At 45.6% G+C, this 26,327-nt stretch carries 18 protein-coding genes; 8 read left to right on the forward strand and 10 right to left on the reverse strand.

Annotated features, from left to right (window positions below; all coding sequences use genetic code 11):
* Window position 1: 1 nt before the first annotated feature.
* Both MHM87_RS15775 and MHM87_RS15780 read left to right on the forward strand, forming a co-directional pair.
* Window positions 2–1,072, forward strand: a complete 1,071-nt coding sequence (locus MHM87_RS15775) for a response regulator (RefSeq protein ID WP_239260102.1) — start codon at window positions 2–4, stop codon at window positions 1,070–1,072.
* Window positions 1,069–2,058 (forward strand): sensor domain-containing diguanylate cyclase, encoded by a 990-nt coding sequence (locus tag MHM87_RS15780; RefSeq protein ID WP_202941222.1) that lies wholly within the window; start codon window positions 1,069–1,071, stop codon window positions 2,056–2,058. The genes MHM87_RS15775 and MHM87_RS15780 overlap by 4 nt, the downstream gene beginning before the upstream one ends.
* On the opposite strand, the gene MHM87_RS15785 is transcribed toward MHM87_RS15780, so the two are convergent.
* From MHM87_RS15785 to rapA, 6 genes are all read right to left on the reverse strand, one after another.
* On the reverse strand, window positions 2,053–4,239 hold the full coding sequence (locus MHM87_RS15785) for a response regulator (protein WP_239260104.1): 2,187 nt from the start codon (window positions 4,237–4,239) through the stop codon (window positions 2,053–2,055). The two genes, MHM87_RS15780 and MHM87_RS15785, sit on opposite strands and share 6 nt — an antisense overlap.
* 84 nt (window positions 4,240–4,323) lie before the next feature.
* Window positions 4,324–5,670: an MFS transporter gene (locus tag MHM87_RS15790; protein ID WP_061094165.1), complete on the reverse strand. Its 1,347-nt coding sequence runs from the start codon at window positions 5,668–5,670 to the stop codon at window positions 4,324–4,326.
* A gap of 43 nt (window positions 5,671–5,713) precedes the next feature.
* Complete coding sequence (locus MHM87_RS15795; RefSeq protein WP_239260106.1) at window positions 5,714–6,037, reverse strand: hypothetical protein; 324 nt, start codon at window positions 6,035–6,037, stop codon at window positions 5,714–5,716.
* A gap of 142 nt (window positions 6,038–6,179) precedes the next feature.
* Complete coding sequence (locus MHM87_RS15800) at window positions 6,180–7,067, reverse strand: alpha/beta hydrolase family protein (protein WP_239260109.1); 888 nt, start codon at window positions 7,065–7,067, stop codon at window positions 6,180–6,182.
* A gap of 167 nt (window positions 7,068–7,234) precedes the next feature.
* Window positions 7,235–7,951 (reverse strand): bifunctional tRNA pseudouridine(32) synthase/23S rRNA pseudouridine(746) synthase RluA, encoded by a 717-nt coding sequence (gene rluA, locus MHM87_RS15805; protein ID WP_239260111.1) that lies wholly within the window; start codon window positions 7,949–7,951, stop codon window positions 7,235–7,237.
* 49 nt (window positions 7,952–8,000) lie between these two features.
* A complete protein-coding gene (rapA, locus tag MHM87_RS15810; protein ID WP_239260113.1) occupies window positions 8,001–10,862 on the reverse strand; it encodes an RNA polymerase-associated protein RapA in 2,862 nt (953 codons plus the stop codon).
* Window positions 10,863–11,191: 329 nt separating this feature from the next.
* On the opposite strand from rapA, the gene MHM87_RS15815 reads away from it, so the two are divergent.
* Window positions 11,192–11,983 (forward strand): DUF4019 domain-containing protein, encoded by a 792-nt coding sequence (locus MHM87_RS15815; protein ID WP_239260115.1) that lies wholly within the window; start codon window positions 11,192–11,194, stop codon window positions 11,981–11,983.
* A 1-nt stretch (window position 11,984) separates the two neighbouring features.
* Here MHM87_RS15815 and MHM87_RS15820 read toward each other — a convergent pair whose 3' ends face one another.
* Window positions 11,985–13,382 (reverse strand): hypothetical protein, encoded by a 1,398-nt coding sequence (locus MHM87_RS15820; RefSeq protein WP_239260117.1) that lies wholly within the window; start codon window positions 13,380–13,382, stop codon window positions 11,985–11,987.
* Window positions 13,383–13,903: 521 nt separating this feature from the next.
* On the opposite strand from MHM87_RS15820, the gene MHM87_RS15825 reads away from it, so the two are divergent.
* The 3 genes from MHM87_RS15825 to ccoG all read left to right on the forward strand — a co-directional run bounded on the left by MHM87_RS15825 (window position 13,904) and on the right by ccoG (window position 18,400).
* The gene (locus tag MHM87_RS15825) at window positions 13,904–15,301 is read left to right on the forward strand and encodes a PhoH family protein (protein ID WP_014978266.1); all 1,398 of its coding nucleotides are present in this window, start codon (window positions 13,904–13,906) and stop codon (window positions 15,299–15,301) included.
* Between the two features lie 93 nt (window positions 15,302–15,394).
* Window positions 15,395–16,792 (forward strand): PLP-dependent aminotransferase family protein, encoded by a 1,398-nt coding sequence (locus MHM87_RS15830; protein ID WP_239260119.1) that lies wholly within the window; start codon window positions 15,395–15,397, stop codon window positions 16,790–16,792.
* Between the two features lie 234 nt (window positions 16,793–17,026).
* The gene (ccoG, locus tag MHM87_RS15835) at window positions 17,027–18,400 is read left to right on the forward strand and encodes a cytochrome c oxidase accessory protein CcoG (RefSeq protein WP_061094170.1); all 1,374 of its coding nucleotides are present in this window, start codon (window positions 17,027–17,029) and stop codon (window positions 18,398–18,400) included.
* Between the two features lie 7 nt (window positions 18,401–18,407).
* Here ccoG and MHM87_RS15840 read toward each other — a convergent pair whose 3' ends face one another.
* The 3 genes from MHM87_RS15840 to MHM87_RS15850 form a co-directional block, all read right to left on the reverse strand.
* A complete protein-coding gene (locus MHM87_RS15840) occupies window positions 18,408–19,412 on the reverse strand; it encodes a hypothetical protein (protein WP_239260121.1) in 1,005 nt (334 codons plus the stop codon).
* Between the two features lie 312 nt (window positions 19,413–19,724).
* On the reverse strand, window positions 19,725–21,107 hold the full coding sequence (gene cysG, locus MHM87_RS15845; protein WP_101563455.1) for a siroheme synthase CysG: 1,383 nt from the start codon (window positions 21,105–21,107) through the stop codon (window positions 19,725–19,727).
* A 129-nt stretch (window positions 21,108–21,236) separates the two neighbouring features.
* Complete coding sequence (locus MHM87_RS15850) at window positions 21,237–23,027, reverse strand: DEAD/DEAH box helicase (protein ID WP_014948201.1); 1,791 nt, start codon at window positions 23,025–23,027, stop codon at window positions 21,237–21,239.
* Between the two features lie 305 nt (window positions 23,028–23,332).
* On the opposite strand from MHM87_RS15850, the gene prsT reads away from it, so the two are divergent.
* Window positions 23,333–26,107, forward strand: coding sequence for an XrtA/PEP-CTERM system TPR-repeat protein PrsT (gene prsT / locus MHM87_RS15855; RefSeq protein WP_239260123.1), 2,775 nt, complete (start codon window positions 23,333–23,335; stop codon window positions 26,105–26,107).
* A 135-nt stretch (window positions 26,108–26,242) separates the two neighbouring features.
* On the forward strand, window positions 26,243–26,327 hold an 85-nt coding region (locus MHM87_RS15860; RefSeq protein ID WP_081333992.1), incomplete at its 3' end, for a valyl-tRNA synthetase.

Here is a 26,327-nt window from a genome sequence, read left to right on the forward strand (position 1 = left end):
CATGAGTACTCCTATATTAATATGCGACGACTCAGGTTTCGCAAGGCGCCAGATGGCGCGCAGTTTACCTGATGGGTGGGATGTAGACATCTCTTTTGCCGAAAATGGCGAGCAAGCCCTTGAGCTTATTCGCGAAGGTAAGGGAGATGTTGTGTTTCTCGATTTAAACATGCCAGTAATGGATGGCTATCAAACCATGGAAGCCATTCGTCAGCAGGATCTACCTTGTTTGGTGGTTGTCGTTTCCGGTGATGTACAAGCGCAAGCGCGAGAAAAAATGCTCGCTCTTGGTGCCCTGGATTTCATAAGAAAGCCAATTGATAACGAAAAACTCAGCCACATCCTAGCCTCTTACGGGATTTACAGTGGCGAGACACATTCCTCTGGTGCGAGCTTACAAAAAGCGCAAGACGATAGCGACTCAAATGCCGTTTTAGCCAAGCGCCAGATGAGCAAAGAAGATCAATTAGACGCATGTCGTGAAATGGTCAATATTGCCATGGGGCGCGCGGGTGAGAATCTTGCTCAACTGCTAGGTGAATTTATTGATTTGCCTATACCAAACGTCAACTTAATTGAAAGCAACGAACTGTCCATGGCGGTTGCGGAAATTAATCGTAACGACAGTGTGTCGGCAGTTTCAAAAGGCTTTATTAGTGAAGGTATAAGCGGCGAAGCGCTGGTCATTTTTACCGACACAAACTCTCAAAACATCGTTGAACTATTAAAGTATCCGCCGTCAGCTTCCTCAGACCAACTAGCGCTAGAAGCACTAATGGATGTCTCCAATATTCTTATCGGGGCCTGTTTAAACGGTTTGTCAGAGCAGTTAAATGTCGCCTTTAGCCACACGCATCCGGTGCTACTGGGGCAGCACCAAGGACTATCAACGCTTTTAAGTGATAACGTGCAGCGATGGGGCAAGCTCATGGCTATCGAAATAGGTTATGCCATTAAGGCCAGAGATATTTCCTTTGACCTGCTGTTGCTATTTCCTGGTGACGCCATGAACCATATCTATTCTCGGCTGCTCGATGATGACGCTGTCACACAAGACAAGGAAAGTATATGAATGCATCAACAGACGCACTTTCCACCGGTGCTTTAGCTAATTCTTCTCAAGTACCCGCAGAGCTTCTCGATTCCATTGAAGTAGGCATTGCAGTGCTAGACCGCAACTTCAAGGTTCAAGTGTGGAACAAGTTTCTTGAAAACCACGGTGCAAAGAAAGCGGAAGCAATCATTGGAGACAGTCTTTTTTCTCATTTCCCGGAAATAGAGGAAAAGTGGTTGAGAACCAAAGTCGACCCTGTGTTCAATTTGAAGAGCCCGGTGTTTATTATTTGGGAACAGCGCCCTTACTTGTTTAAGTTTGGTTGTAATCGTCCTGTAACCAGCGCTGCAGAGTTCATGTACCAAAATGTGACCATGTTCCCTATTGTTGATAAGCGCGGCAACGTAGAGCGGTTTTGTATGCTTGTTTACGATGTCACTGAGCAGGCGCTTGGTAAGCGTGGAATGGAGCATCTTAACGAAGAGTTGAAAACAGCGAGCCGCGTGGACGGTTTAACTGGGCTATATAATCGTCGCTACTGGCAGGAACGCTTTGATGAGATGCACAAACTTTGTGTGCGCCGAGAAAAGCCAAGTACTGCGCTAATGCTCGATATCGACCATTTTAAACGCATTAACGATACTTATGGTCATCAGGCTGGGGATAAGGTGATTAAGATGTTAGCAGCGCTAATTAAGCGCTGTGTGCGGGAAACCGACCTTGCAGGGCGCTACGGCGGAGAGGAATTTGCCATTATTCTGAATGACTCTTCGGTTGAAGATGCCAAGATAGTTGCCGAACGTATCCGACAATTAGCACAGCGTTTAGTGGTAGAACACGAAGGTGAGTCAATAAGTTTCACTGTTAGTTTAGGTCTTGCACAATTCTCTCCTGACTTTAAAGGAGCGATGGCATGGCTTGAGTGTGCTGATCAGGCGCTTTATGAAGCAAAAGAAAACGGCCGAAATCAATATCGCATTTATGCAGCGCCTAGCGCATTATAGTGCTAGGCGTAGGGTGTTTTTGAGCTCTTGAAAGGTGACAGGCTTCACTAAGTGGTATCGAATACCTGCCTGCAGCGACGCTTCTTTATCGCTTCTGTGAGCATTCGCAGTAAGGGCGATGATTGGAAGGTCAGGGTGACCTTCTTTCATTATTTTAGCGACTTCCAAGCCATTGATATCTGGTAAGTTGATATCCAGCAGTACACAGTCAAACGCATTTTCACTCACTCTAATAATAGCGTCGTCACCGGTGTAACTCACGGTAACTTCGTGACCCATACATTGCAGCATATACCCCACCATTTCTGCATTAATGGGCTCGTCTTCTACCAGTAACACGTTGGCCTTTTTCGTTGTTTCAACAACTCTTGCGTTACTTGCTGTGAGGTGATGGAGCGCATCTACAAACCGGTTTCTATCTATGGGTTTTACAAAGCTTTGATAGATGGGGAGTTCACTGTTTGCAATAATGTTGGCAATATCTGGGGTTGCTGACAGCATAATAACGGGCGGTACCCGTTCACCAAAAATCGCCTTGAGCGTCCTCACTAGCTCAAGACCATTCATGCCCGGCATGTACAAATCTGCAATAATGCCTGAAAACTGAAGTATTTCTTCGTGCAGATTGAGCAAGTTCGCACCAGATAAAAACGTGCGTGCGCTAAAGCCCTCTTTGGTAATAATTGATTGTAAATGCAGCCTAGATATCTCTAAATCGTCAACTACGGCGAAGGTCGCATTAGACGGTGCTGAATTTGTAGCGGGAAGGTCCTCAATAGGTTTCAGAGGCAGTAAAATTTTAAACTCTGTACCAACTCCAACTGTACTGGTTACCTGTAGTGCACCGCCCAGCTTATCAACGCTGCGTTTAGCTACAGACAAGCCAATTCCTGCCCCCGGGAAGCGCTGACCAGTTGAGTGTTCACCGCGATAGAAGCGTTCAAACATGCGCTTTTGCGTCGCCTCATCAATTCCTATTCCAGTATCACTAATTATAATAACGAGAAAAATCCCTTGGTTTTTCACCAAGGTTGTAACGGTGACGTCGATCAGTCCATTAGCCGTAAATTTAACGGCGTTATCAAGAATGTTAACTACTACTTTAGAAAGGGCGACAGGATCCGTTTCTGCGTAATGGGGCACACTGTGACTACAGTGCATATTAAATTCGATTTTTTTGTCTTTTACGCGTACAGAAAACGGCGAGATACATTCGTCGAGCAAGCTGATTAGGTCGACATCTGAAAAGTGCAAGTCGTCTTCAGTGTTATTGGTTAATACATCGGTAAGGTTGTTGGTAAGATTAAGAAGTCGATAGCTGGATTGTTCAGCCTGCTGAATTAGTCTGGTGCGCTCTTCTTCCATGTTAGGAATAAGTTCAAGAGCACTGATAATTGCACTTATTGGCGCTCTGAATTCATGGCTAATTAGCTGCAAAAACTCTTTGTTTTGCAAATCTCTATCGTCATCCACCATGGCAAGTCTCAACTTCGATTTACCAAACTTTTTAGGCGACTTGTTTGCGTTACTTTTGTAAAAAAAACATGCAATAAAATACCAAAGTACAATGACGACTGCGCCCAAAATAGTAGTGAGAAGCATCTTATTGCGCAACGCCTGAATACGCAGTAACAACGCGTTTTCTTCCGCCTGCATGGCATTGACCATAGGCAGCAGACTAAATTGCTGCTGAATACGTTGAGTTGCATCGTCTGTCGGCAACTCAATAAGAGTATAAAGTAAATCTAGTGTGGTTTGCGCGACCTGCCGTGCAGACGCGCTATTCAATCCTTCTTTTGCTATTGCAAAGTCTCTCTCGGATAAGACGGTGGGCGAGATAGCTTGACCTGCACTACTGCGAAGGTATTCTGATATACCTTGAACGGTGACCTGTAGCTCGCGCTTTAAAATAGTATAATTCGCGGGGCCAGAAAACGCGCTGCTCTCCACCTGAAACGTAAACTGATTGATACTAGACTCAGTGGCAAGAATATTGTCCTCTAAATAACTCTGCTGCTTTAAGGCTGCTATGAGAGCTTGTTGTTTGCTCATCAGCGCGATTAAAACCGCAATGAAAACCATAGCGATCAACAGTGCTGTAACACCCACTTTTGAAAAAGTGAATGTCCGCGAAATTGATGATGATTTGCGCTGCGACTGGCCAGTGTGGTTTGAGCTCACGTTCATCCTTGCAAGTAATATGCGGTAAAAATACCCATCTTAAATGTAGGCAACTAACGCTAACTTGCAAGGAAGTAGAAAAAATTACGGTGACTCAACGCGCTTTATGTGGTGCCTAATTGAATACAAAAAGCAAAGGCTGGGAAGTACCATGACTGCTGTGAGAATAAAGAACAGGCTCCAATTGCCTTCAAGACTATCTACAACAAAGCCGCTGCTAGAAGCGACCAAGGTTCTGCCCGCAACACTTAGGGAGGCCATGAGTGCGTATTGGGTTGCACTAAACGCTCGATTGCATAAGAGTGAGATAAACGCGACCATAGCAACGGTGCTCCAAGCCCCTGTAAAGCCATCGACAATAACGGTTATGGCTAAAAGAGATGTGGAAGGGCCTGTTTGCGCGATCAGTGCAAATAGTAAGTTAGACGCGGCCATGGCCACACCCGCAATCATCAATCCGCGGTAAATACCGTAGCGAATGTTAACCAATCCACCTAACAGTGAAAATACGATGGTTACCCACCAGTTGAGCAATTTTGAGTAAGTAGCGATATCGCTATTAGAAAAGCCAATTTCTTTATAAAACACGATACTCATGCGGCCTAGAAAGGCTTCACCGATTTTAAATAGAAAGATAAACAGTAAAAACGACGCCGCTAATTTAACGCCGTTTCGATTGAAAAATTCGGCGAATGGCGTGACCAAAGTAGTTTGTATCCAGTGAAAAACGGGAGACTGCTTTCTATCTTTGGCTGTTATCTTTTCAAGCAATGCTTCGCGGTCAATGTGTGGCTCGTTCGCTAAACACGTGGCGCACATTAATAAAGCCATGAGAGCACCGAGTAAAAGATAAATGTTTGGCCAAGTCCAAGATGTCATGTCAGCCAAGAAGAACGGGATAGCACCAAGCCCGCCATAACCGGTCCACCAGCCAGCGGTGGCTACTGAAGACGCGGCTGACATGCCGTCTTTGTCGTCTTGGGCAATACAGTCAATGCGAAAACCATCGATGGCGATATCTTGCGTGGCTGAGGCAATAGCAATAAGCAAACCGATTAATGCAACATAAAACAAATCTTGGTCTGCAGTGAGTTGAGACATCACTAAACACAGCAAAACTACACAGCCTTGCATAGCGAAAATCCAACCTCGTCGTTGACCTAATAGTGGGGGCTTGATTTTGTCGACAAGCGGAGACCAGAGAAAATTAAAAGAGTATGTCGCGAAAATAATGCCAAATAAGCCGATGGCCGAGCGAGACAAACCTTCATCTTTGAGCCAAGCAGATAGCACTGAACCAATCATGATCCAAGGGAAGCCACTGGAAATGCCGAAAAGAAATATACTGAGGTATCGTTTGTCGTTAAACGTTTTTAAAGCGTTGAGCAAAACTGCGGCCTTAGGCAAGAATACAAACGCATATTGAGCCATGAACCACAGTGAGAAGCAATAACGCGTTGAAGTGAAAGTTTTACTATGGACGAATGCCTACGCAATCGAGTGGGCAATGACCCAAACCTTCAAGGAAATTCACGCAGTTATTTAGTTCATCCACAAGAAACTGGTCGTTAATTAGCTTGTCTTCATTCCAATAATGCACTTGGTGAAGTAAATGCCAAAAAACCCGTTCTTTTTGTGTATAGGGCTGCGTTAAGGTGTAATCAATTTGCCCCCATTCTTCCATACTATCCCAAAAGAATAGCTCGATTTCCTCGATAGCAAGCTCTCCTTGCCAAAATGCTCTCAAATAGAAACACAGCTGCTTTGCTTTGTTATCTACGAAATCTTGAACACTCACAAGTAACTCAACCGTTTATGTTTGCTAAAAGTATTATAGTTCATAACAATCTTACTGCTTAGGACAGAGGCTTGCTATTTACACCATTAAATTTAGATAATTGTTTTGGATACTAATTTAGCGTAATCGGTAAATTATCGAATTACCAGCCTAGGTGGCGAGTCCAACCAATAGTACTATTTGCAACTATCTGAATATGAGGGGGTTTCTGAAACTCCTTTATACTAAAGGCTAATAAATTGCTGGGGATAATTATTTGCCGATAGTGCATTTTTAGTGCGTTTTTTGCGCTAATCTTTCGTTTTTGCGTGGTACTGTTCGCCCAATCGTTAAATCCACTTAGTGACAGATCCAATATTGGAAAGCTGGACTGCGCTATATTATCTATAACTAATGTATTCGTTGATTCTTCCGGCCAAAAAGGTGAAATGGCTACGAAAGTGTCTGGATGAAGTTGAGGCTGTTGCTCTACGACGGACAAGTATGTTGTGGCCAGCATGCCTTGTGCAATGACCATACGGTAGCCTGAATTGTCTTGTAAATAATTATTCAATGCATTGAGTTGTAAACTCAGCGCTGAAGTTGCTGATTCAAAATTGAGATACTGCGTAAGTTGATTACTTCTGGGGTGGATATTTTGGGCTGACATAGACGTAGTTTCAGAGTCTGACATGTCGGTGTTTGCAGATTCAGCAGGTAGGTTCTGCTGGGACGTGACATTGACCGGCAAATTAAACGGACTTATCACTACATTCCAGCCTTTTTCAGCAAGCATGTTGGCAAGGCTATTTCCCTGCGCGAGCGTGAGGCTAGAGGGAAAAGGCTCAGTGAGTATGATAGCCACACCCAAAGGTAACGGTGTTTGCGCTTCAATTTCAATAATTGGGGATTCAACTTCTCCAATCATTAAAGGTTTCACTTCTCCAGGCAGATAGGCGTGACTAACATCTGTGAAAAAGTCACAGTGAGCTGTCATAGGCAATAGCGAAACAATAACAGCAAATGTTAAAAGGAGAGCGTGCCTTTTCATAAAATGTGGTTTGCCTTTACCTTAATCTGGATCTATTCAGCTTGGACAACAATTCAGCTTGGACAGCATCAAATTAATTCGTACATCAAGCGTTATACGAAGGTTATCGGCAGGGTGTGTTAAAACTAAAATGGAGTCTATTGATAAAGTTGAGTAGCGTTAGAACGCTACTCAATACTTTCTGAGAGCGGCTTTGGGCAAAACGGACTAAAAGGGATGGCGACATTAAAGTGCAGCCAATGTCCAAGTGTCGGGTGCAAAAGACTCAAGCTTTCAGCATGAAGCTGTAAACGAGGCGCCATGTATAACGCTTCTTCATGCGCATAGAGTCTATCTCCCAAAATAGGGTGACCCAAAGCAAGCATATGTACTCGCAGTTGGTGAGAGCGACCGGTAATGGGATAAAGGGCAACGAGAGAATAGGGTCGCTCTTTTTCATCCAGTGTGCGCTCAATGACGTCAAAGTGCGTTACGGCTTTTTTACCGCGCTCGAAGTCTACCATTTGCTTTGGCCTGTTTGGCCAGTCGCAAATAAGGGGAAGGTTAACCTCTCCGCTGTCTTGTTCTACATGCCCATGAACACGTGCGAAGTAGCGCTTTTTAGTTTGACGTAACTCAAACTGTTTCGAGATATGGCGATGGCTATCTTTATTAAGCGCCAGCACCAAAATACCCGAAGTCGCCATGTCTAAGCGATGCACTACTGTGGCGGTGGGGTACACACGGTTCACCCGGCTAATCAGCGAGTCGCGGTGCTCTAAAGCTTTGCCCGGAACGCTCAATAGCCCGCTAGGTTTATGCGCAACCACCATGTCCTCATCTTGATACAAAATATCAAGATAAGGTGTCATCGGTGGGTTATAAACAAAACTTGGGTTCGCCATTATGTACTCGTTACTTCACAGTCGCTCTTGAATGTTTAACCTTTCGAGGTTACGGGTTATTTACCACAATACGAATGGCGTCCAGCTGAATATCTGCATCCTGAATAACTTTATCAAGGGCGTTCATTTGCGTTTCAATAAACTCAATTTCGCTGTCACGTACTGCTGGGTTACGCTTTTGAAGATCGCGCAAGCGCTGTATTTCTTCGTTAAGCGTGCTGTGCATTCTGTTAAGTGCGTCGTGTTGCTTTTGGTTAGCTTGCTGATGGGCAAGCTTACGCGCCTTTTCAATGGCAAGCTCAAGCGGCTGTTGCAAGGCTTTTAGAAGCTGAGCCGAGATCTTACGTCCAATTTTACGCTTAACGTCGAAGCTTAATTCAGACGGGTTTCCTTGCGCATCTAAACACACTCGCACGGGCGTTTGAGGTAAGAAGCGACCCAACTGAAGCGCTTTAGGCGCTTGCGCCTGCAGCACAAACAACGCCTCAACCCAATAAGCGCCTTTTGGCAAAGACGGCTCGGCAATGAAGCCCATGCTGCTCTTTCCGTGTACGTCGGTGAGTACTACGTCCATGGCGGTATGCACAAGTGGATGATCCCAACTTAAAAACTGTACGTTTTCTAGCGTTGTGGCTACACGGCGCTTGTAAGTAACCGTCATGCCTTCTGGGTCAAGACCTGGAAGCTGGCTCACCATCGATTCAGTTGGCATAAGAATAAAGCAGTCATTGCCTTTTTCGTCCTGCTGAACACCAATAGCATCGAATACGCGACCCATAAAGCGCGACAAATCTTGTTCGCTATCAAGGGTAATAATGTCTTCAAGCAGTTGTTCTACGCGGCCTTCACCCGAGGCATTAAGCTCAAGAAGACGATCGCGACCGGCTTCTAGTTGCGCTACGAGCTGGCTATTAAGCGTAACACTCATGTTCACTAGCTCGTCACGCGCGCTCATATCGTCAGGGTGTAAGCACGCACCAATAAGCAGAGGCTTAACGTCGTCGAATACACCAGAGCCCGTGGGGCAGGTCTTTTCGAAGGCATTCAGCCCTTCGTGATACCAATCTAGTAATACGTGCTGCGCGGTTTTCGCTAAATACGGCACGTGAATTTGTACGGTTTGGGTTTGGCCAATACGGTCAAGACGACCAATACGTTGTTCAAGCAGATCTGGCGTAATAGGCAAATCGAACAGCACCAAATGGTGAGCGAACTGGAAGTTACGGCCTTCGCTACCAATTTCACTACACAGTAGAATTTGTGCGCCGTCTTCCTCATCGGCAAAATAATGAGCCGCTTTGTCGCGCTCCACAATGCTCATGCCTTCGTGGAATACACTATGGCGAATTCCGGTTTGCGTGCGAATAACCTCACCTAATTCTTGCGCTGTACGGGCGCTTGCGCAAATAAGCAGAATCTTTTCTGGCTTAACGCTTTGCATGAAATCAAGCAGCCATTCAACGCGCGGGTCTTGCTTGGTCCAGCTGTTAACCACGCTTGCCATACGTTCAGGATACAGTGAATAGGTTAAGTCGCCGCCACTCACGGCATCTGAATAAACCTCAGGCAAAGCCAGTTCGTAAGCGCTTAATTTACGCATCGGAAAGCCTTCGATATTGGCGCGGCGGTTTCTAAACAGCATACGGCCTGTGCCGTGACAATCGATAAGTTGGTGCAGCAGCGCATGGCGATTTTCCGGCGAGCTTAAATCACCCGCATGTTCCATTACGTCAGGCGCGAATTCTGCGAGTTTGCTGCGTTGTTTGTCGTTAGGCTCGGCGTCTGAAAGTAATGGCGCTACCGCATCGGCCAGTTGGCTGTATTTCGATTCTTCATCTAAGAATGCATCGTAGCTATGGAAGCGAGCCGGGTCGAGCAGGCGCAAGCGGGCAAAGTGACTTTCGTGACCAAGTTGATCAGGCGTTGCGGTAAGGAGTAATACACCAGGCGTTTGGTTGGCTAATGCTTCTACACACAGGTACTCGGCTGAGGGAGCCTCACTTGACCACGCAAGGTGATGGGCTTCATCGACAACCATTAAATCCCATCCTGCAGCTTGAATTTGCTGCTGGCGTTTTTCGCTCTTGCTTAGGAAGTCGATACTACAAAGTACTAGCTGGTCGTTTTCGAATGGATTCACAGCGCTCGCGTCAGATGTTTCGTCATCTTGTAAGCCTTCGCTCTTCTCTATAGCCTCGCAACGACTTTCATCGTAAATGGCAAAAGGAAGGTTAACGCGACGAAGCATTTCAACTAACCATTGGTGCATGAGCGAGTCTGGAACCAAAATAAGCACGCGCTCTGCGCGGCCTGTTTTAAGCTGCTGGTGAATAATCAACGCGGCTTCAATGGTTTTACCAAGACCTACTTCATCGGCAAGTAATACGCGAGGTGCGTGTCTGCCGCCTACCTCTGACGCAATGTGGAGTTGGTGCGGAATAAGCGATATGCGCGCACCTGCAAGACCAATGGTGTTTGAACGTAAGTAATCGTATTGATGATCTAAAGCACGCTCGCGCAAATCGAACCATTTAGGGTTGTCTAATTGCTGACTGAACAGGCGCTTTTCAGGTTGGTTCAAGCGAATGTGGCTGTCTAGCATGGTTTCAGGTAATCGCGCTTGCGCTTTGGTGTCTTCGCGAAGCCCGTGATAGATGAAAAGATCTTGGCTTTCTTCTTTTTCAGTAATGGTCATTTCCCAGCCGTCTTGGCTTTTGACCGTTTCGCCAATTTCAAAAATTAGTCGCGTAAGCGGCGCATCTTGCTTAGTATACTTTCGCGCTTCGCCTGTTGCTGGATACAACACTTCGACAGAACGGAAGTCGCTACCAATAACGACACCTAACCCCAGCTCTATTTCTGTGTTGCTTAACCAACGCTGACCAACTGAAAATTGACTATCTGAACTCATAAATCACCAACCTATTTTTCGGGGGGCGGTATTGTACGCATTGCGTTGTGATAAGTCATTAATACTAGCTCATTTGATTTGCGGTTGCAGGTGGGGGGATTGAGTACCTATGCCCTGCGTTAACAAGACGATTAGCACTAGTAGGCCTTCTTTGCTTCACAACGAGAATGCTGGTAGCAAAAGAATAAGAACGTTGACGTGCCTATCAGGCTTGCTTTGTCACAGGGTTGGCGTAAAACTGTCGTATCACTAACCATGGATATTTCTTACTGTTAACCGCGTTATGTTTTTAACGTATGTGAATCGCAGCTAACAGGAGGAAGCGCGAGATGGATATGAAAGTAGACAGTCAAAAGCTTATACAACTTCGCAATGCTAGGGCATGGAGTCAGCAGCATCTGGCAGATGTGTCTGGATTGAGTTTGCGTACTATTCAGCGAATTGAGAAAACACAATCTGCATCACACGATTCAATAGGCGCACTTGCTTCAGTTTTCGAAACGACGCCCGATGCGCTTTTAATGGGTGAAACCCATGCCACTACAAGTCATGCTCAAGGGCAGCCAACCTCGCAAACTTCTACTGCGGGCGAGAATGCCGCAGCTCATCATTCAACTAAGCTGCAGGGTGACCGGCCAACGTCGTTGAATCCCCAACATGTTCTTTGGATCACGCTAGCGCTCGCCATCAGTTTGTTCGTTGCTATTTATTATGCGCAAACGGTCAATGCAAACAATGGTAGCAACCAAGTAATTGAAGCTGGCAAGCCAGTTAATGTCAGTAGCGAAGTCCTTGAAGATGCAACAAGTTGGCTGGAACTTATCGACAGCGGTGAATATGAACAAAGCTGGAAAGAGAGTGGGGCTATTTTTAGAAGCGGTATTTCAATCGCTAAATGGACCGAGGCGATGCAGCTAGTCAGGGAGCCATTGGGGGCGGCCAAGTCGAGGGAAATCGCGTTAGCACAAGCGCCAACTTCACTGCCGGGATTGCCTAAAGGAAACTACCTAATTTTGTCGTTCACCACTGACTTTGATTCCCAGACCACAATGAAAGTAGAGACCCTTTCTATGGTGGAAGTTGATGGCGAATATAAAGCAATAGGCTACTTCATTAAGTAGCCTACTCAGGTAACTGGTACAAAGTTTCAATTCCTTGAATGGCTTTGAAAGCATCATCGCTCGTTGCATTGTTGATGGCTTTGATAAGTTCAGGTGCATTGTAGGGCTCTAACAAGGTTAGGAACGTCGCTGTGCCAGGTGGCATGCCACTATTCACTGCTTTTTGAAGTCGCTTCCATACGGTGAACAGCGACTCCTCACCTAACGTTTTTTGTTGCACCACGCTATCAATGGCGCGGTGCATTATCATCCCGCATGAATAATAAAGATTGAAGTGTCCGTTTTTATAAGCACGAGCCAGCGTTGTCTGCGCCAGCCTTTCAGTACAGCTCTCGAAAGCGCGGGTCATTCGGCTTTCAACGTAGCTATTGGCGTCTTCGTAGAGGAAGTTCATGGCGATTGCCGCAAAGTAGTCGGCGTTGCCCTCGTGCAGCCAAGACTGCTCCTCGTTTTCTGATACACCTTTGGTACTGCTGGGCTGATATAAATGGGCGACTTCGTGAGCAAAGAACCAAAGTGTTTGGTTAACAAAGCTGCTGTTATCGGCCTGCTCATTTAAGTCTTGTCTGTTCCAATGCATAAATATCTGGTTAGGTAGTGTGCCGCCTTGTGTAGAGTGATCATCTACGTTTGCATAAGAGGCAAGTAACATAGGCTTTTCGCCCTTAAGCGGATTAAGAGAATGGGAGAAAAACGCCATCATGTTGGGTATATCTTCTTCTAGCGAAGCTTTAATGCTTTCAGGAAGCCCGGGATCAATTAGGGCAACCACATCATCGGTAATAATTGGCTGTTGCTTACCCACATACACGACTCTTCCATCATTGTTATCTGTCCACGACACGCTGCTTTTCATTACTTTGCCATTCAACACTATGTGTTCATCACTAGGAACATTGAGTGTCAGGTGCCATTTATTATCTTCTTCAGTACAGGCATTAGCACAAGCGAACAGTCGTCCAGAATGAAATGCATTTCCGCCATCAGAAAAAGGAGAAAATGGCGCATAATCTTTGCCCAAGTGTTTATAGGTGGGTGTCAGTAAAAATGACACGGTAGAGAGGGACTTGCCTGACTTCGAGCGCACAAGTTCTTGGTGTTTGACGTTATCAAAGACGATTTCTATGTCGTTGTCTTGCGCGAACCAACGTGTTGTTCTTGATGTATCTGGGTTTCTAACAAAAGCCAGCGTTTTGGCTGGCGTAGTCAATGTGTAGGTGACTACCCACTTTTCAGACGTGTCAGTCGTGCTTTTCTCAACCTTGATTAGAATGTTAGCAGGGGAAGAATCATTGTGCGCTTGGCTATTCGCCCATGCAATTTCAACGTTAAAGCACGCTAGTAGCGCTAACGTCATGCTTATGGCCGTTTTTATTTTTGTGATGTTAAGCCAATTCATAGCTGACCTTTCCCTGAGTGTTATTAATTTAAACGCATCCACTTTATTGAGGTGTTGTGGCATTGGGTTCGCACCCGTGTTTAATTCACCGCTTCAACAAATACACCTTAGCCTATTTGGGTATTAAAAACGCAACTAAAGCTGCGCTAACTGTAGTTAAAGTGTGAGCATTTGTTACGAACCAAGTATGCCAGTTTCTTGTTAATGCAGAATGGGAGCGCTGTGCTATCTCATATTACGTGAAGGGACTGCTCTTCGCTTATCACTTGCTCTAACGAAAAATAAAAAAGAAAAAACAGTGCTAAATCTCAAAAACTGGATTATGGTGGAATTAAGGGTTCGCTAATTTAACAAACGAACCTTTGAGGCAGAAAGAGTAGTACTGCTTCTCAGTCGACGCGAGTAGGGGAAGAAGTCCTGTTTCGAGCGGCATTCTCCTACAACCGTAACTGTAGCTTGTTAGCGCGTGCGTTCATAAATGAATAATACGGCTAACCTGGCTTTATTTACCGGAGTGAAGGATGCCAAGAAAAAATTCTACCGATACTAAGATCTACGTCCTCGATACCAATATTCTGCTGCACGAACCTCACGCTTTTCTCTCTTTTAAAGAACATGACGTTGTTATTCCAATGACCGTATTGGAAGAGCTTGACTACATCAAAGACAGCAAAAAAGACGTGGCGCGTGATGCACGGGTATCCATTCGGGCTATGGAGGATTTGCTCCACGACGCAACGCCAGAAGATATGCTAGCGGGTGTATCGATGGAAGGGTTGGGCGCGGGTCAAACGGCACCTACAGGGAGTCTATCTATATTCGCCGACCTTAATATGGTCGAAGCCCAGCAAGTCTTTACCAGCAACGAGAATGACAACCGCATTATTAACGTAGCGCTGCACTTGCAAAAGACGTTTGCGCCGCAAAAAGTGGTGTTGGTTACCAAAGACTTAAACATGCGCCTTAAAGCGAAAGGGGCAGGCCTCGCTCATGTTGAAGACTACCGCACCGATCAGCTTATTACTGACATTAAATATCTATCTCGCGGGTTTCACACCTTTGAAGGTAACTTTTGGGACAGCGTAAAGAGCGTGGATAGTCGCAGCGAAGGACGCGATACGATTCACACCATCCCCAAGTCTATGTTGCCAGAAGCGTATGTAAACGAGTTTTTGCTCGACGAAACTAAACAGTTTGCAGGTTTAGTAGAAGAGATCACCGACGATCACTTAGAGGTGTTGGATTTAGGTTACGAACGCTTAATGGGTCGCCACGCCTGGGGCATCACACCCAAAAATATAGGGCAGGCCATGGCGCTCCACGCGTTGCTAGACCCACACATTGATATGGTTATTCTCACAGGCCCTGCCGGTAGTGGTAAGACGCTACTTGCGTTAGCGGCAGCCCTTGAAATGGTGGTAGAGCGTAACATGTATGACAAAATCATTGTCACGCGAAGCACGCCGGAAATTGCTGAGTCCATTGGCTTCTTGCCGGGAACGGAAGAAGAAAAAATGTTGCCTTGGTTGGCAGCAATTACCGATTCTTTGGAAGTACTCCACAAGCACGACGAAAATACCAAAGGCTCTATGAATTACATTATGGAAAAAGCCAACATTCAGTACAAGTCGGTGAACTTTATGCGAGGCCGAAGTATTCAAAATGCGATTGTGATTTTGGATGAGTCGCAGAACTTAACCGCGTCACAGCTTAAAACCATCATCACACGCTGTGGTGAAGGAACAAAGCTGATAGTGGGCGGTAACCTCGCGCAGATTGACAGTAACTATCTGAGCGCAGTGACCTCGGGCCTAACGTACTTGGTTGAGAAGTTTAAAGACTTTTCGGGCAGTGCCACCATTAACCTAGACGGCGTGGTAAGAAGTCGTCTTGCGAGTTTTGCAGAAGAAAATCTTTAACCTAAGATAATGCGTAAATTGGCAGTATTGTTTTTATAACAGAAAACTGTCCTCACTGTTATACTCCGCTAGTGGGAACTATCGGAGTATAACGTGGCTAAATACGAAGTTTTAGCTCACCAACTTAAAGAGCAGATTGAGCGCGGCGTGTGGGTAGAAAATGAAAAGCTCCCATCACTTCGCAAACAGGCAGCACAAACAGGGTTCAGCCTAATGACAGTGCTGCACGCCTATCAGACGTTAGAAAGCCAAGGCATAGTCAGCTCCCAAGAACGTACTGGCTTTCTGGTAACAGCTAAAGCGAATAATGCCTCAAAAGAGCGTGTACAGGCCACAGAAGCCGTCAGCATTAACGACTTTGTGTATGAAGTACTGCAGGCCTCACGCGACCCTTACATGTTCAGCTTAGGATTTGCTTACCCCGACCCAAGCCTTTATCCAAGGCAACATTTAAATAAGTCGATTGTAGCTGCCGCCCAGCGAATTTCCTTGACCAGCGCCATGGATAACTTGTCTCCAGGTAACCTGGACCTTAGAAAAATCATCGCTAGGCGCTATGCCGCCAAAGGCGTGAATATATCGCCTGATGAAATCATTATTACCGCTGGTGCGCTAGAGGCGCTGAACTTGAGTTTGCAGGCATGCACCACACCAGGAGACTGGGTGGTGGTCGAGTCGCCGGTGTTTTATGGAACGCTGCAGGCGCTTCAACGTCTAGGTCTTAAAGCGATTACTGTAACGGTATCACCCAACACTGGCCTGGATGTAGCTGCACTTGAGCGCGCATTTAAAAATCATAATGTGAAAGCCTGCTGGCTTATGAGCAACTTTCAAAATCCTGTTGGATACTCATTGAGTGACGGTCAAAAACAGCAGGTGGCCGCGTTACTCGATAAGTATAATGTTGCCCTTATTGAAGATGATGTGTATGCCGAGCTTTATGCTGATAAGCGTCCACCTCTGCCAATTAAGCATTTTATGAAAGAGGGAGGTAGCATGTTGTGTTCATCGTTCTCCAAGTCTTTAGTGGCAGGGTACAGAATAGGGTGGGTCGCCGCAGGTAAGCGTGCCCTTGAAATACAAAAACAGCAGCTTATGAGTACATTGGCAACCAGTGCGCCGATACAGCTTGCGCTTGTAGACTATTTATCCACAAAAAATTACGAGTCTCATTTAAAGCAGCTGCGAAAAAAACTCATCACTCGTAAGAAGACGATAACGGCGCTGCTTACCGACCTTCTATCAGACGTTGCGACTATTCATACACATAGCGGCGGCTATTTTTTGTGGGTGGAATGCCGGGGGCATGTTGATGCAATGGCTATTTATAAAGAAGCGTTGCGTTTACACATCACAATTGCGCCTGGAAAACTGTTTAGCTTAACCAATGAATTTAACCATTGTTTTCGTTTAAACGCGTCGTTTGCTCTGAATGAAGCGAAGCGCAATCAACTGCTTAAGCTTTCGTTATTTATAAAAAGTCTTTCATAAATAACGTGTTATCAATCTGCGTAACGCAAACCGTAGTTTTTGCACATTCTGTATAGGGCGCAGGTTTGAAACAAGAAAAACATACACCTTAAAAATCTGTGACTTCAAAGCCTACACCTTAAATATCTACGCCTTAAAAACTATTGCAACTGATCTATAAAGAAACCCCTAATCTGTTTCTATTTTAACGACCTTAAATCCCTACCATTAGCGCAAAATTTTCGGAGAAAGCTAATGACGGCAGTTAAAATTCGGCAGGAAGACATCATTGCTTGTACACCCGTAGAAAACAAAAAAATCTATATCCGTGAGGAAACCGGGCACTTTCAAAAAATACGTCGATATTTGAATGTAGTTCTAGTGACGCTGTTTGTTGTGCTCCCCTTTATTCAATACCAAGGACAGCAGGCGATTTTGTTTGATGTGGGGCGTCAAACCCTTACGCTTTTTGCATGGGTGTTGTATCCACAAGACCTCATGATTTTTGCCTTTCTGTTTATTCTTGCGGCTTTTGTTTTGTTTTTAGTCACCCGTCATTACGGGCGAGTATGGTGTGGCTTTACTTGCCCTCAAACCGTATGGACTCTCGCTTTCAATTGGGTAGAGCGCCGTATTGAAGGTACGCACAATCAAAGCAAGGCTTTAGATAAGCAGCCTAGCTCACTAACAAAAGTAGTCGTAAAGGGGGCAAAACACAGTGCATGGTTGGCATTAAGCCTTGTTACTGCGCTGGTTTTTATGTCTTACTTCTATCCGGCATCTCGTCTATATACGGAGTTTTTTACTTTCTCTGCGCCAGCGTTAATTTCAGGCTGGACAATGTTCTTTGCCGTTTGCACTTATGCCAATGCAGGTTGGCTTCGAGAGAAAATGTGCACGCATATGTGCCCCTATTCTCGCTTTCAAGCTGCGATGTTTGATAACAGTACGTCATTGGTCACTTACAACGAAGCGAGAGGAGAAAGTCGCGGACCAAGAAAGCGTTTTTCACAGCACAAAGACCTGGGAGACTGTGTCGACTGTAAATTATGCGTTCAAGTCTGCCCGGCAGGCATAGATATTCGTGAAGGAATTCAGTACGAGTGCATTAACTGTGGCCTGTGTATTGACGCATGCGACAAGGTCATGGCCAAATTTGGCTATCCACTCAAACTTATCAATTTTTCGCGAGCCGGCAGAAACTCTGGGCGTAAATTCACTAACTATCTTTACGGCGCCGCAATCATTGCCATACTGCTCGCAATGGGCGAGTGGGCTATCGACAGGCAGGACTTCGAAGCTTCAATTAGCCGTGACCGCAACGCGCTCTACAGAGAGAACAACGCGGGACACATTGAAAACACTTATACGTTAACCGTTTTAAATAAATCCCGCGTGGCCAAAACCTATGAAATTGCTATAGAAACGCCATCAGATATGCAGCTTATTAACGTACCGACTATAAACGTAGCACCAGGCGAAAAGCGAAATGTGCCGTTTTCAGTTGAAGCATTGTCGCCAATGGCTAATACCATGCAATCTGTTAGCTTTGTTATTATCGATAAATCTACCAACAGTGTGATTGGCAATGAAGTGATGTTCTATTCAGGGAATAACAGGCAAATGTAGATGAAACTTACTCTACTACTTCTACTTGGTAGCGCCCGGTCACAATGTTGCGCTCTGTATCTTCGGATACTTGCCCGAAAGGAATGAGTGCCGGACCCGTAGGATCATAGAGCACGTAAACGTCGCCATCGTGCTCTATGGTTCGGTCATCTGCCATGGGGGTTAATGCAATTCCAAGCAAGGCGTGGTTGGGCAGGTAAAGTACAATCATCTTTGTAGTGGGTAAAAAAGCTCTTACCATTGAAGACGCTAACACTGCTTTACTGTCACAGTCCCCTAGGTTCTGCATAAGCACACTTATGGGCGGCGCATACCCAGAGCCATTACTCACGACTCTATCTTCTAACGTGTCGTAAGGGATGCTTTGCAGCCAACTGAGAATTAAAGAAAAATAGGCTCTAGAATCTGACTCAGACGCGACTTTCTCGTAAAACGCTTGAGAAACGGACACCAAAGGTTTTACTGACTCAGAGATGTAACGCAGGTGATCTGGCTTTATGGCACTTTGGTTAAATATGGTCGTAAAGCGCGTGAAGTAATGTTCATGCAAGTAGCTATCGTAAGCGTTTTGCTGTACGTCACGTAAATGCGCTTGAACGTCTTCTATTTTCTCTTCGTCAGTCCCCGACACTTTAATATTAATGGCTTCTCTCATGGGCTTGATTGTTACTTTTGCGTCCTTGGGGTCGATAGCCTTTGCTGCTTTGGTCAACGCAACAGTCACGTGTCGCTGTGCTATTTTTGGCTTGTAATTAGTTTGCCTTAGCGGCAAGTCTTCAATTGACTCAAAGGGAATTTCAAACCTGAGGTTATGTCGCTGCTTCGCACCGTCAATCCATTCGTAATAGAACTGCATGCCGGTATCAGTCTTCTTTCTTTTGAACTCGAGTTGTTCAGAGAGCGCATGCTGAACATGGAAAACCACAAGGATCGTAGCAAGACCAAGGTATCTCGTTACCTTGCCAATAAAGCGCCAAATGTTCTTTTTTTTCGAGTTAGTGTGAAGCTTCATTGTTATCGTTGGGTTAACTCAATAATTGATCACTCATTTTGTGAGTATGCGCGTGAAAATGAAAAAAACAAGGCAAAGGCTATTTTGAAGCCTTTGCCTTGGGTCGTGCCAGCCCATTACCCTAGCAGAGGTCGTCAATAGTGCATTGAGAGACCTTGGGATTGTGCTACTTGATTCAAAAACTGTCGATTAGTGGGTAAACCACTGAGTTGTTGCTGAATACTTTGTACATGTTTTGCGTAGGCCTGCCGCTGTTCTTAAGCGGAAAGCTGGTACAGAGCCCCTTTATTTACACAAAGGGGCAGGAAGGGATTATTGGTACCAGTTTAGCTCGTCACGTAAACTAACAACTGAACCGACGATAATAAGTGTAGGAGGCTGTAATTGCGCCTCTTCTTGCTTAGCCACAATATTGCTTAGCGTGCCTGTTAGTACCGCCTGCTTTTCGGTAGTCGCCGATTGAACTAAAGCGATAGGCGTATTGGCATCAAGACCGTGTTCAATGAGCTTTTCGCAGATAATCGGCAAGCCTGTCAAACCCATATAAAACACAGCGGTTTGATTCTTCTGTGCAAGGGCAGGCCAGTTGAGGTCGATAGTGCCATTTTTTAGGTGACCGGTGGCAAATACCACAGACTGGGCGTGATCGCGATGAGTAAGTGGAATGCCAGCATAGCTAGACGCCCCGCTTGCGGCGGTAATGCCGGGAACTACCTGAAAGTCGATGCCGTGCTGAATAAGTGTTTGAATTTCTTCTCCACCACGTCCAAATATGAATGGGTCGCCGCCTTTTAAACGCACCACACGATTGCCTTTTTTAGCTTCATCAACCATTAGTTGGTTAATGTCGTCTTGAGGAAGCGTGTGATTGCTTTTGGCCTTACCCACGTAGATTTTCTCAGCGTCACGGCGTACAAGCTCAAGAATTTGCGGCGATACTAAGCGATCATAGACTACCACGTCGGCCTTTTGCATTAAGCGCAAGGCGCGAAATGTAAGAAGATCGGGGTCGCCAGGACCTGCTCCCACCAAATACACTTGCCCTTCTACTTTTTTGTCCTGAGCCGCGGCTTGCAGTGCTAATTCGAATGCATCATCGGCTTTGTTGTCTTGGCCCTTTTCTACCATTTCAGCAATGTCACCATCGAGCACGTCTTCCCAAAAGTATCGACGAGCGGTAACGCCATTAAGCGTTTGTTTTACTTTTTCGCGGAATTTTTCAGAAAATGCGCCAAGTCGACTTAAGTTAGCAGGCAGTACAGTCTCTAACTTTTGACGTAAATAACGAAGCAAAACAGGCGCTACACCACCACTACTCATAGCAATAACGATAGGAGAGCGGTCAACAATAGAGGGGGTGATGAATTGGCAAAGCGGCGTATTGTCCACCACGTTTACCAACACTTTGTTAGCGCGCGCTAAGTCGTGAATATGTTGATTAACATCGCCTTTGTCGGTGGCAATGAAGACCATATCTTTATGGGTGAGATCACTATTTTCAAACTCGCGTTCAATAAGTGTCACTTTCTCATTTTGCGCCAATTGCTTCACCGTATCGCAAACCCAAGGCGCCACCACGGTGATGGTCGCAGGTGTCTTCATAATAAGCTCTAGCTTACGGGCAGCTACTTCACCAGCCCCAACAATTAGAACATTGAGTTTTCTGGCGTCTAGGAATAACGGAAAGTAATCCATAAAGGTTTTCTTAGCTTCAAATACAAAAAAAGAACTGACACTATTTTGCGCCAATTCTTTTTAATTAGAAAACAACGAAAACAGCCTTTATATTGCTATTAGTTATATAAAGGCTGAATGTATTGCTATTTAGTTCTTACGCTTACGGTTTTCGCGATCTCCGCGATTAGGGCGGTCTTCACGATTGCCGCGAGGCGCTCTGTCACCACGGTTACCACGATCGCCACGACCTTTAGCCGGCGGTGTATCTGACCATTCGCGAATATTCAAACGCTGACCAGCAACACGGGTGCCCTGTAGAGTATCGCGCGTTTCCTTAGGCATACCTTCAGGAAGGTCTACCGTGCTGAAGTTGTCATAAATTTCGATAGCGCCAATGTGCTTCGAATTTATGTTTGCTTCATTAGCAATAGCGCCAACGATATTTCCAGGCTTCGCACCATGTACGTGACCTACTTCAATGCGGAAGCGCTGCATGCCTTCTTCAGGCTTGCGGTTTCCACGAGGAACTCTTGGCTTTCTCTCACGACCATCACGGTCACGAGAGTTTCTCTCGCGGCTGTCGCGCTGAGGCTTGCTGTTAATATCTGGACGATCTGATTCTTTAAGTATTAACGGTTCGTCGCCTTGCGCAATTTTAAGCAGTGCCGCCATCAATACTTCAGGGGACGCTTCGTTTTCTTCTTTAATCATCTCAACAATAGGCATTAGTGATTCAATGCTATCGTCTTGGGTTGCTTCGGCAACTGATTGTTTGAAGCGGCTTAAACGTGTTTCATTAATTTCGCTAATTGAAGGAATTGGCATTGCTTCAATAGGCTGCTTGGTAGTTTTCTCGATAGAGAATAACAAGCGCTTTTCGCGATGAGAGATAAATAGGATCGCATCACCTTGACGACCAGCACGACCAGTACGGCCGATACGGTGTACGTAAGATTCGCTGTCGTACGGAATATCGTAGTTAATAACGTGGCTTACACGCTCAACGTCAAGACCACGGGCTACAACGTCGGTAGCGACAAGGATATCAATTTTACCCTGTTTAAGTTTTTCAACAGTGCGCTCACGAGCTGCCTGAGGAATATCACCGTTTAGTGGTTCTACGTCGTAACCACGAGCAGAGAGTTTATCTGCTAGTTCAACCGTAGCGGTTTTCGTACGTACGAATATGATCATACCGTCGAACACTTCCACTTCCATGATACGCGTTAGCGCTTCAAGCTTGTGGTGTGGTGCAATTTGGCAATAACGCTGGCGAATGGTGCTAGCTGTACTTACCTTAGACGCAATTTTAACGTGCTTAGGGTCTTTCAAGTATCGCTGAGTAATCTTCTTAATTGGGCCAGGCATAGTTGCCGAGAACAGTGCGGTTTGGCGCTCTTCTGGTGCGTGGCTAAGAATAAGCTCAACGTCATCGATAAAGCCCATACGAAGCATTTCGTCTGCTTCGTCTAGCACTAAGAACTTAAGTTCGCTTAAGTCTAGCGTTTTGCGCTTAATGTGGTCGATGATACGGCCTGGGGTACCAACAACCACTTGAACGCCGCGCTTAAGCTGGCGAATTTGGTTGTCGTACGACTGACCGCCGTATACTGGAAGTACTTTAATTTTTTGACTAAAGCTCGCATAAACCTGAAACGCCTCTGCAACCTGAATAGCTAGCTCACGGGTTGGGGCCAATACCAGTAATTGCGGCTTACGTTCTTCAGGATCGATATTTGCCAACATGGGCAGGGCAAACGCAGCGGTTTTTCCTGTCCCTGTCTGTGCCTGACCGAGTAAATCGTGCCCTTCAAGTAAAAGAGGGATACTCTCAGCTTGAATAGGGGACGGTTTCTCGTAGCCAACTTTTTCAAGGGCTTGTAAGATAGGTTCTGGTAAATTGAGGTCTTTAAATGTCATGTCGACAGTTGTGGTCATTAAGGATCCTGGTGCATTAAGTAAGGAGGGTGCGGCATACGATTAAACCGTACTTTTTCGGTTTATTATCGCAAGACGCTATACAGCGATGAACTGGCCTTTCGGGCGAGTTTATGAAGCGTATTCGTAGCGTATTTCGCGATATGCTTGCCAGCAGTGTTGCAAAAAACCATATTATATTCGAATAATGGCAAGGTTGCCACGAAATTGCACAGTTTAGATGAAATAATAGACAGTACACCATGCGCTATTTTCAATGTGTAGCGATGTGACAATAAAAAGTTGAAGTAGGGCAAGGAATTACAATGACAAAAATGAAACCCAATACATTACTTAAAAGCACAACGTTAGCGGTGATGCTGACCAGCGCGCTTTTATCTGGATGTAGTGAAAAATCAATGGAAAGCCATTTAGCAGATGCAAGGAACTACGCCTCTTCTCAACAAATCGACGCCGCCATTGTTGAATATAAAAATGCCATTCAAAAAGCGCCCGATGCCGCAGCACCGCGCTTCGAACTTGGCAAGCTGTACTTGCAGGAAAGTAATTTTTCAGCTGCTGAAAAAGAACTCAACAAGGCAATGGAACTTGGGCATCCTGTTAGCCAAGTCATTCCTCTATTGTCGGTCGCTTACCAACAGTCAGGCGCAGAAAATGCGCTGGCCGAAGTAGATTATCGCGCAGAAGGGATGTCAGCAGTTGAATCAGCCGAGGTGGGTTTTTATAAGCTACAGGCTTTAATGCAGCTAGGTAAAAACGAAGAAGCGCAAACGCTACTGGCTGATTTATCAACCCTAGATACGAGCTCAGTCTACAAAGGCCTTATTGACAGTTATGCCTTTGTTTTAGACAACGACATGGATGGAGCGCTAGCCGCCACCGAGAAGCTGCGAGAACAAGCCCCCACCAATAAAGACGTGCTACAACAGCTAGCAAAAATTTATCTTCAAAAAGGTGAGCCGAGTAAAGCTGCCGAAGTCTACGGCGTGTATGTGAGTCAGTATCCTGACGACGTAACCAGCAAATTTGCCTATGCAGCGCTACTGATTGAAATAAGAGAGCTCGACAAAGCAGAACCTATTGTAGATGACTTGTTGACCTTAAATGAAAACCATCCGCTGCTTAATACCTTTAAAGGCATCATTGAGTCGGCCAACGAAAATTATGCTAAGGCCCTCGAACACTTGGAAATTGCCGTTCAAAACGGTAGGAGCGATCAGGTTGTGCGTTTGGTTGCGGGTTTTAGTGCGTATCAAATTCAAGACTTCGAGGCGGCCCAGCGCCACTTAACTATGGTGGCGTCTAGCTTGCCTGATAATCACCCTGGCCTTCGAATGCTAGCCGACAGCATGCTTCAACTAGGTGAAAACGATGAGGCGCTTGAAGTGTTAGCAAGAGTCGAAGGTGAGCAGGGTGTTGATGCGGCCCTGTTTTCGAAAGCCAGCTATCAGTTGCTAAGAGAAGGCAACGTCATTGGTGCTCAGCAAATGGTAGAAAAATCAGAAGGGGTTAGCACTACAGCCGAAGACTTATCGCGTTTAGGGGTTTTACAGCTTTCATTAAATGACATCGATGGTTTAGTAAACCTCGAACAAGCGGTTGAACAAGCACCTGAGTCCGTCACCTCACAAGCAACCTTACTGCGTGCCTACATAGCGACGAATCAGCTGGAAAAAGCAAAAAGCGCGGCGAAAGAGTGGCATGAAAAGTCACCTGAAACTGCAGCTCCGCTTATTTACCTAGGGAATATTGCGACGGCAGAGGGAGCCTACCAAGAGGCCGCCCAATATCTAGATAAAGCCAGTGAGCTAGAAGGTGCAAAGAATGAGGTGTTTTACTCTCGCGCTAAATTACTGGTAGCCGAAGGTAAAAACGATAACGCGATTTCCTTTGTTCGCGCCTTTATTGATAAGAACCCCGCCGATGTACAGGCGCTAGCGCTATGGTTTGCCCTCGCAACGGAAAAGGGGAACGCACAGGACGTTATCAAGCATACTCAAACACAGTTCAACGCCAATAAAACAAATCTGAATTTAAGACTTCTTCTTGCAAGAATGTATTCGTTGAACAGTCAGCTTGATAAAACGGTTTCGCTTTTGTCAGATGTCGAAGGGAATGAAGCGTCGCCACAAGCGTTTTGGAACTTAAAGGGTCAAGCGCTTATCGCCACCAACAATGTAGAAGACGCGACAGCGTTTTTCGATCGTTGGCTATCGTTTTACCCGCAAGATAAAAATGCGGTATTGGGTAAGTTGTTGATTGTCGACTCTCAAAAGCAATTTGACCAGGGGCTGGCGTTAACCAATAAGGTGTTGGCTAAACGCCCAGATGCACAGTTAACCTTATTGAAAGCTTACTTTCACAGCCGACTTGGGCAGGCTAAACCTGCATGGGAAATCATTAATAGCACGGCCGATGATGTTAAGGCTCTGCCTTTCGTTAGAGGCGTAATAGCGCGCTTGAATCTTATCGATAAAGCGCCTGAGCAAGCTGTAGAGCACGCCAAAGCCGCCTATGACGCTACGCCTAACTCAGATAACGCTTTGTTGTTGATAGCGGCGCTTGAGATGTCGGGTAAAAAAGCTCAGGCATTTACGTTTCTTGAAAAACACGTTCAGGCGCACAGTAACGACATTCCAAGTGCCATGCTGTTAGCAGAGCGTCAAATCGGCAAAGACAGAGCAGCAGCCATTAAAACCTATGAGCAGGTGCTAACTAAAACACCGGATAACTTTGTTGTCTTAAACAACTTAGCGTATTTGGCGTTTGAAGATAAAAACCTTACTCGAGCTGAAGAACTCGCTAAAAAAGCCGTATCACTGCAACGTGAGAACGCTGACGCAGTAGATACGCTAGCGCAAATTTATGCGGCTAAAGGTGATAAAGCCGCTGCGCTTAAACTGTACGAGGAAGTTTCTGCACGTCCTATTGCGAACGACGACGTATATTTAAATTATGTGAGTGTATTACTTGAACTCGATAAAAAGGCGCTCGCCTCGCGCAAGCTGGCAAGTCGAGAGTTTAAGTCTGAAGCTGCAAAACAAAGGGCTGAGTCGCTTAAGCAGCAGTACGGGCTTTAGGCTCGTATAGCTTATTATGCTTTAGCTTAGATCTAAACATTCCATTTGCGAGAAACGAAAAAGGCCACATCAATGTGGCCTTTTTCAATCATGCTGTCCCGTCCTGAAATACGTTGACATAAAGAGGATTTCTTTATGACAACTTCAAGTAATCAAAGACCTAAGCGTACACAGCGTGATTACACCTTAGCTTTTAAATTGGGTGTAGTTGAGCGTGTAG

Origin of the sequence: Alteromonas sp. Cnat3-28 (genome assembly GCF_022348265.1) — a bacterium.
Taxonomy (GTDB): Bacteria; Pseudomonadota; Gammaproteobacteria; order Enterobacterales; family Alteromonadaceae; genus Alteromonas; species Alteromonas macleodii.